Annotated in this window: 7 protein-coding genes; 5 read left to right on the top strand and 2 right to left on the bottom strand. The window is 54.0% G+C overall.

Annotated features, from left to right (window positions below; all coding sequences use genetic code 11):
* Nucleotides 1–606: 606 nt before the first annotated feature.
* From HY913_17625 to HY913_17605, 5 genes are all read left to right on the top strand, one after another.
* Nucleotides 607–1,119 (top strand): ComF family protein, encoded by a 513-nt coding sequence (locus tag HY913_17625; GenBank protein ID MBI4965098.1) that lies wholly within the window; start codon nt 607–609, stop codon nt 1,117–1,119.
* A gap of 234 nt (nt 1,120–1,353) precedes the next feature.
* Nucleotides 1,354–2,823, top strand: coding sequence for an aromatic ring hydroxylase (locus HY913_17620; protein ID MBI4965097.1), 1,470 nt, complete (start codon nt 1,354–1,356; stop codon nt 2,821–2,823).
* 409 nt (nt 2,824–3,232) lie between these two features.
* The gene (locus tag HY913_17615; protein MBI4965096.1) at nt 3,233–3,751 is read left to right on the top strand and encodes a hypothetical protein; all 519 of its coding nucleotides are present in this window, start codon (nt 3,233–3,235) and stop codon (nt 3,749–3,751) included.
* Nucleotides 3,752–3,842: 91 nt separating this feature from the next.
* On the top strand, nt 3,843–5,042 hold the full coding sequence (locus HY913_17610) for a hypothetical protein (GenBank protein ID MBI4965095.1): 1,200 nt from the start codon (nt 3,843–3,845) through the stop codon (nt 5,040–5,042).
* Between the two features lie 16 nt (nt 5,043–5,058).
* Complete coding sequence (locus HY913_17605) at nt 5,059–5,664, top strand: NapC/NirT family cytochrome c (GenBank protein MBI4965094.1); 606 nt, start codon at nt 5,059–5,061, stop codon at nt 5,662–5,664.
* Nucleotides 5,665–5,765: 101 nt separating this feature from the next.
* Here the strand turns inward: HY913_17605 and HY913_17600 are convergent, their stop codons facing one another.
* Nucleotides 5,766–6,554: a sulfite exporter TauE/SafE family protein gene (locus tag HY913_17600; GenBank protein MBI4965093.1), complete on the bottom strand. Its 789-nt coding sequence runs from the start codon at nt 6,552–6,554 to the stop codon at nt 5,766–5,768.
* A 16-nt stretch (nt 6,555–6,570) separates the two neighbouring features.
* On the bottom strand, nt 6,571–7,167 hold the full coding sequence (locus HY913_17595) for a hypothetical protein (protein MBI4965092.1): 597 nt from the start codon (nt 7,165–7,167) through the stop codon (nt 6,571–6,573).
* Nucleotides 7,168–7,364 lie beyond the last annotated feature (197 nt).

Raw genomic sequence — 7,364 nt, 5'->3', positions numbered from 1 at the left:
CGGTACTTCTGGATGTAGTTCCTCTTTATCGTCTGATCTTGGCTGTTGATTCTCATGGACTTATTACCCCTGTCTGAGGATACCTCGTCCACGAATTATCTAACATCTACAATTGCGAGGAGTGAAACGACGAAGCAATCTCAAGGCTTAAAGGCAGAGATTGCTTCGCTTCGCTCGCAATGACAGCCTTTTTCACACCGGCAAATGAGGGATTAACTCAGCATGGCAAAAGTTCTTGCCAAACCTGCATCGGGCTCGCATAGTGTTACCTCAACAGTAAACCGACCATACCCCCAGGGCTGGCTATCCGCTTAAGAGGGTCAGAAGGTGTTCTTGAGAGACGGTCTCGCTTTCTTCGCGACTTCTCTATCGAATCTTTTTTTCCCACCCGTTTGCCCGTTCTGTAATTCGGCCACACCCCAATCGAGTATGTCCCTGTGTGAAACCTGTCAGGAATCCGTCGCGCCTATAAAGCCGCCTATATGTTTCCAGTGTGGGTTGCCTTTCCGGAGCATAGTTGCAGGCTCCCCTGGCCTGTGCGGTAAATGTCTCACAGATCCGCCGCGCTACGCTCGCGCGCGCTACGGGGTGGGTTACGATGGGGAATTGAGAACTGCGCTAGTCAGATTCAAGTTCTACAGTGCGCTCCATGCTGCCGGTCCTCTCTCGGAGCTGCTCATCGAGACTTTTAACAGATATTTTGAGCCCCGGGAGTTCAGCCTGATCGTGCCGATCCCCATCCACCGAAAGCGATTGCTCCAGCGTGGATTCAATCAGACAGTGGTCCTTGCTGAAAATCTATCCGCGGCTACGGGCATTCCACTTGACCGGAGATCCCTTCAAAAGATCACGGATACTCCGCCTCAGGTGGGTCTCCCGAGACCCGAGCGGATCAAGAACCTGAGGGGCTCCTTTGGCGTTCTTCGGCCTGACAGAATCCGCGGAGCCAAGGTGTTGCTAATTGACGATGTGGCTACCACAGGATCTACCATCAGCGAGGCTGCCAAGACAGTCGCGCGGGCAGGAGCCGCGAGTGTGGATGCCCTGGTACTGGCCCTCAGAATGGAACCTGGGACAGTACCTGTGGGTGGCATCGAACAGACTCCGGCGGCAAAGTGATTTCCACCATGGGAGTGCGCTTTCAAGCGAGGAACTAAAGTAGAAGCTCTCTTGCGAGGCCACACCGGGCCGGATTGTGAGAGCGAGCATTTGGCTTCATAAATCTCGCGCAAGCATGTAGAATGGTGTACAGCGAAGTGCTATTCTGAAATGTAGGAAGCCGCGGCCGCGGCAAACCTTCGCCGATTTTTGAGGTCTCGACCATAAACCTACCAGTGCAATGAGAGGAAAATCATGGCCCTTATGACACCGGAGCAGTTTGAGGACAGCCTGAGAAAACTGAAGCCAAAGGTTTTTATGAACGGCAAGCGCGTGGAAAACGTGCTGGAAAACCCGAATACTCGCACGGTCGTAGAAGCCAATAAGGCCAGCTACCAATGGGCCTTGGACCCCAAATACAGGGATGTGATGACCTGCCGGTCTCAGCTCACCGGGGAAACGGTCAACCGGTACACTTATGTCAGCGCCAGTACGGAGGACCTGATCGCCAAGGCCAAGGCGGGCACCTTTACTTCCGAAAGGCTTGGGACGTGCATTTACCGGTGCGTGGGTTACGACGCTTTCCACGCGTTGGCAGCGACAACCTGGGAGATGGACCAACAGTTGGGCACCGAGTATTATCCACGTTTCACGGAATACCTGAAGATGGTTCAGAGCGCGGATCTCTCGGCCGCGGGAGCCCTGACCGAGCCCAGAGGAAGCCGCAAGAAAAGGACCCTGGATTGGCCCGATCCTTATCTCTCGCTGAAGGTCGTGGACAAGAATAGCGATGGAATCGTGGTGAGAGGAGCCAAGATAAATATAAGCGGCGCTTTCGCGAGTCACGAACTGGTCGTCCTGCCGCAGTCGTCGCATTCCGAGGAGGAGAAAGATTATTCCGTGGCGTTCGCAGTCCCCAGCGATGCGGAAGGCATAACTTACATTTGCCAATACTCGCCTTACTCTGCCGAGAGAGACCAGGCCGAGGACATCTACGAGCTGGGCAACCCGCTTTTCGGTCAGCGTGAAACCTCGATGGTAGTGTTCGACAACGTGTTTGTGCCATGGGAAAGGGTTTTTCACTGCGGCGAAACAAAGTATTCCGGCAAAATTGTTGCCCGCTTCGCACGGACTCACCGCATGACCTGCGGGGGAACGTGCAAGGTGGGGTTCATGAACCAGATTATGGGCGCGTGCAAGCTCATTCAGGAGTACAAGGGGCTGGACAAGGTCAGCCACATTAACGACCAGCTCACCGAGATGGTGGTTCTCCGGGAGACAGGGCGCGCGTGCGGGCTCGCCGCGGCAACAATGGGCAGCGAGGACCCGCCCGGATCGGGAGTATTCCTGCCGGACGAGGTCATGGGCAATGTGGCCAAGCTCAACATCTGTAACGCTTTCTGGCGGACAATGGCCCTCGCGGGAGACATCGGCGGCGGCCTGATTGTGACCATGCCTTCCCTCAAGGAGCTGAAGAATCCCGAAACCAGACGCTACGTGGAGGAATTCTACAGTTTCGGATCGGACGAACCCACCGAGAACATTCTGAAGGTTCACAAGCTGCTCCAGCATTGGACAGCAGGCCAGCACGGTGTCGGGACGTGGCACGGGGCCGGTCCTGTACAGGCTCAAAAGATCATGCTCCAAAGAATAGTCAATTTCGACCACGAGAAACAATTGGTTAAAGACACCTTGAAGCTGAAGGACAAGAGCGAGGATCAGTAGAAGTCAGCGCTAGGGAGCGATGATCTCCGGGAAGCCGAGAGTATATCTGACCGCTGGCGGGGGAATGTAACAAGAATCGCTTCCTCGACGGTTTTCACATTATTCGACCGAAGAGCAGTGAAAAGAATGAATTCTTTATCTTGACAAAACAAATCGAGAATGCTGTTATGAAAATACTGGAACGTAAACCGTGTACGTGCTAACCTATGAACAATTCGCTATACCAAAATATTGTGACAAGACGACGATCTTTATAAATATTCGGCTTTTTTTTGTATCATTATTACGACACCCTTTAACCTGGTAAAACTTTTCTTCCTCAGAAACGATAGGGCGAAACATGCAGGCGAGACCATTGCCGCACGCGGCACTAAGTCGCTTCTGTTGGCTTTGTCGTGGCATTGTGCCAATGGTGATTATCGGTCTCTTTATCACCTTCTCCGCTGAGGCAACTTCAAAAGGGACGGACATCCTTGGGTTGCATCTGGACACAGACCAGACGGAGGTGGTCGCCACACTTGCGGCCAAAGGCATAACGCCGACTCAACAGGATGAGGCAACTCTTACGGCGAAGAGCTTGCCGGTTCCCATCGAGGGGCTCCAGGAAGCGAAATGCCTCTTTAAGAATAGGAAATTATATAAGGTCACTCTCTTCTTTGAGATCCCCCCCCACGAAGCATCCGCGGCAACTCTGATTCAGCGATACGAAAACGAGAAAGGTAGGCTCGGGCAGCAGTTTGGCCCCCCTTCCAAAGACGTGACTGCCATGGACGCGCCTAGTATTCAAGACCGTTATGACTGGCTCAAACGAGGGCGGGGGTACTATTTATCCGTGTGGGACAAGGCTGAAGACAAACTCAAAGTAACTCTGTGGCTGTACGGGGCAGACGCGGACATTGTCCTTATGGAGACATACGAGCGCCCGTGACATCAATTGGTGGCGGCAAAACAAGCAACCAACTTTTGGGAAAGGTCAATAAAGTCAGTACATAGGATAATTCTGATAAGGAGGACCTGCAATGAAGCGAAAATGGATGGCGGTTCTCGGCGTGCTTCTCATCGGACTTGTCGGCATCGCGCTGATGTCGTGCGACAGAGGAAAGCCCATCTCCGAATTGGGTCCGGCCAAGTATGTCGGCTCGGACAAGTGTGCCGAATGCCATAGCCGGATCTCAGTGACTTTCCGCAACACGCTGCACTCCAAGGTCATGCAGGACACGAAGAAGAATCCCAGGGCGGTCCAAGGCGATTTCGTGGACCCGAATCCCCTGGTGGACTTCAAGCCGTCTGACGCGATCATGACGCACGGCGTCCAGTGGAAGCAACGCTACATCGACAAAGACTGGAGAACCCGCGTGGCCCAGTGGAATTTCGAGTCCGAGAACTGGTCTCCGTACAACCCCGATGGCTGGAAAACCGCGGACTGGAGAGCAAAATGCGGTTACTGTCATGTGGTGGGTTTCGACAAGGAAAAACTGACTTGGGCCGAACTGAGTGTGGGCTGCGAGGCATGTCACGGACCAGCCAGCAATCACCTTGATGCAAGGCTCGAAGACAAGAGCAAGACCATTGTCAATCCGGCTACATTGCCTTTCAAGGCAGCTTCGGATGTATGCGGCCAATGTCACACCCGCGGGAAGAGCCCGGACAAGAAATGGGATTTTCCGGTCAACTTCAGGGTGGGAGACTATCTCGGGCCTCAGCATTTTAGAATCGTGGACAAATCCGACAAATCCGCATGGTGGCCGAGCGGTCACGTGAGGCAGCATCGTCAGCAGTATCCCGAGTGGAGAGAGAGCCGCCACGCCAAAGCCGGTATCGGTTGCAGCACATGCCACAGCGTTCATGAGGCGAAAACCAAATTTGCCACCACTATGAATCCCAACAATTTGTGCATCAGCTGCCACGGAAACGTGAGCACGGATTCGATCAGAGGGCATGCGCCGATTGCCCGCGCGCCCCAGCATCCGGACTGTATAGGTTGCCATATGCCGCCCGTAGGCCAGAGCGCCACCAGAGGAGACGAGCGCAGTCACCGCTTCCGGACCATTCCTCCCAAGGTCACGATGGAGCTGGGCCAAGGCGATCCTGGAAAACAGCCCAACTCGTGCAATCATTGCCATTCCCACAAAACACAGAAACCTGACGACCTTCAAAAGGCCCTGGACGACGGAAAGAAACTCTTGGAAAAGATCACGACCGCGGGCTTGGCGCCCTAAGGAAAGGGGCTCTGAGATGGCGATAGTAAAAACCTTCAGCGTTATCGTGGTCGTCGGAATTCTGATATTTATCGGCGTGGTAATGCTTGGCGGAATGGCGGTCTACTCGAAACAATCCAGCTTCTGCGCGAGTTGCAAGATAATGCAGACGCGCTACGTCGGTTGGGAGAGGTCTACTCATGCCAGGTCGGTCCACGCCAAAGCGGATTGCATCACCTGTCATTCCGAGCCGGGCGTCATAGGGGAATTCCAAGCCCATTTGAACGGCGCACGATATGTGGCGGTTCGGCTTGCAGGAGGCGACCGCGGGGCCATTCTTCGAGGCAAGGTCTACACGAGAGCGTGTATCCAATGCCACAAAGTGGAAGACATTGTTACCAAGAACCCCGGCCACGAGGTCAACCACAGGGCCCATTTTGCTCACAAGGTGGAGTGCTTTCAGTGCCACGCGGACTTGGCTCATGGCACCCTTTTGGGACAACCGGGGACTCTTCCCATGGAGACCTGCGTCTCTTGCCACAGGCAACAGCAGGCGCAAATGGCCAAATGTGTCCTGTGTCACCCCAAGAACATGATCAATATCTTGTTTCTTATGGCAAAACCACTTCGATCGCCAATGTGAGAGGAGAGCCTCCCGGGAGATTCCTTCTCCAATAGGGATCTCCCGGCCCCCTACCCTTTCTTGTCAGTGGCAAAACTATCCGGTTCCGCCAATGCAAATCCTTAGATCACCCCTGCTCCCAGCGCGACGGACATCAAAAGCAGCATACCCCCAACGATGATTTGAACGGTCTTTATGGTCGTTTTCTTCAGCAATCTCACCCCAATCATGGAACCGACAAAAGCGGAAATTATGCCTGCGAGAGTGAGGCTCGCGAGAGAGCTTTGCCACAGGGAAGACACATGGGTGAAGAGAAAAGTCGATCCGTAGATCACCAGTCGTGAGATATCCACTATTACCGCTGAGACAACGCCTGTGCCTATGAATTGTTCCTTGTCCAGCCCGGCTCGAATAAGAAAAGCGCTTCGCAAAGCGCCTTGAAGTCCGGATAGGCCGCCGAAAAATCCGGACAGAATACCGCCTAAAGGGACATATTTCTGGTCAAAAGCCAGGTCCTGGAACCGGGGCAATATGTCAAGGATAGAAAATACAGCGATCAGTGCCGCTATAACCACCTTGACTGTGGTTATTTCAAAGATTCGGCCGCCGATGCTGTAGCGGACGAGAGGCCCCATTTCCGACATGTAACCTAGAGCAAAGGCTCCTAAAGCCGCGGATATTGCAGCCGGCAAGGCGAATCTGATCACCACCCGGATACTCGCGTGTCTACCGACGAGCGCGACCTTGAAGAGGTTGTTGGCCAGATGCACGACCGCGGTACCGGCCACTGCGACATTGACCGGGAAGAAAAGCGCAAAGGCCGGCATGAGAAGCGTTCCCAGCCCAAACCCCGAGAAAAGCGTGAGCGCGGACACTACGATTGCAACGGTGCAGATGACAGCGTATTCTATCATGACTGTACCTTCATCAAGCGAACCGAATGAGCAAAGTGACCCACAAAAGTCCTATGAAGTAAGATATGGCCACGTCACTGGGCCAGTGAGCCGCCAAGTCAATTCTGGCAATTCCGCCGATAACAAGAAGTAAAGTGCAGATAACCAGTAGAGCCCATCGAAGATTTCCTGAGGCCTTCACCGCGGCCAGAACACCCAGGTACCCGATTGTTGCTATGTAATTAAAAGCAAAGATGGATGGAAACGCTGAACCGGAAGCTGCTTCCACGACCTGCACCAGGTCGGCTGACGGTCGCGGCTGGGCAATGACCGGGCCAAGCCATTGTCCCAGCAACCACAAACCAACGAAGCTGGCGATAGACAGCAGACCAGCACGCCATCCTGCAATCACCCAGGAAAGGGCGAAAGTGATGGCGATCAGAACCAAGACCCACGGGGGTTTAGCTGTTGCTGATATCGCCTGAGCCCAGTGTTTGGATTCAGGCAGCGAGGACTGTATCAGGCGGGTAATACTCACGTCCCCAGGAAGATATGGAACGTACTTGAACAAAATCGTGAGTAAGACAGCTAAAAGGAGCAGGCTCAGCCACACGACTTCTCTGGTTTTCATGGCAGTGTCTCCGGACAACATGTGGGTCCCGTGGTCGTCACTCCGGCGAAAGCCGGGGTCCAGACATCCAACGCCAAACACGGTGCTGAATCAAGCGCTTAGCGGGACTGGATTCCTGCTTCCGCAGGAATGACGGCAGGAAGTTGGGTGCCACCGCTAGCTCACGTGACCAAACTTGCGCATCACAGTGCAAAGGT

Source organism: Desulfomonile tiedjei, assembly GCA_016212925.1.
Lineage (GTDB): Bacteria > Desulfobacterota > Desulfomonilia > Desulfomonilales > Desulfomonilaceae > JACRDF01.
Note: the sequence above shows the minus strand (reverse complement) of the source record. Positions and strands in the feature narration are given on the sequence as shown.

Bases quoted from the DNA above. Each gene is read 5' to 3' on its own strand.
- HY913_17615 (MBI4965096.1), top strand. From the start codon at position 3,233: ATGGTGATTATCGGTCTCTTTATCACCTTCTCCGCTGAGGCAACTTCA.
- HY913_17610 (MBI4965095.1), top strand. From the start codon at position 3,843: ATGAAGCGAAAATGGATGGCGGTTCTCGGCGTGCTTCTCATCGGACTT.
- HY913_17595 (MBI4965092.1), bottom strand. From the start codon at position 7,167: ATGAAAACCAGAGAAGTCGTGTGGCTGAGCCTGCTCCTTTTAGCTGTC.
- HY913_17620 (MBI4965097.1), top strand. From the start codon at position 1,354: ATGGCCCTTATGACACCGGAGCAGTTTGAGGACAGCCTGAGAAAACTG.
- HY913_17605 (MBI4965094.1), top strand. From the start codon at position 5,059: ATGGCGATAGTAAAAACCTTCAGCGTTATCGTGGTCGTCGGAATTCTG.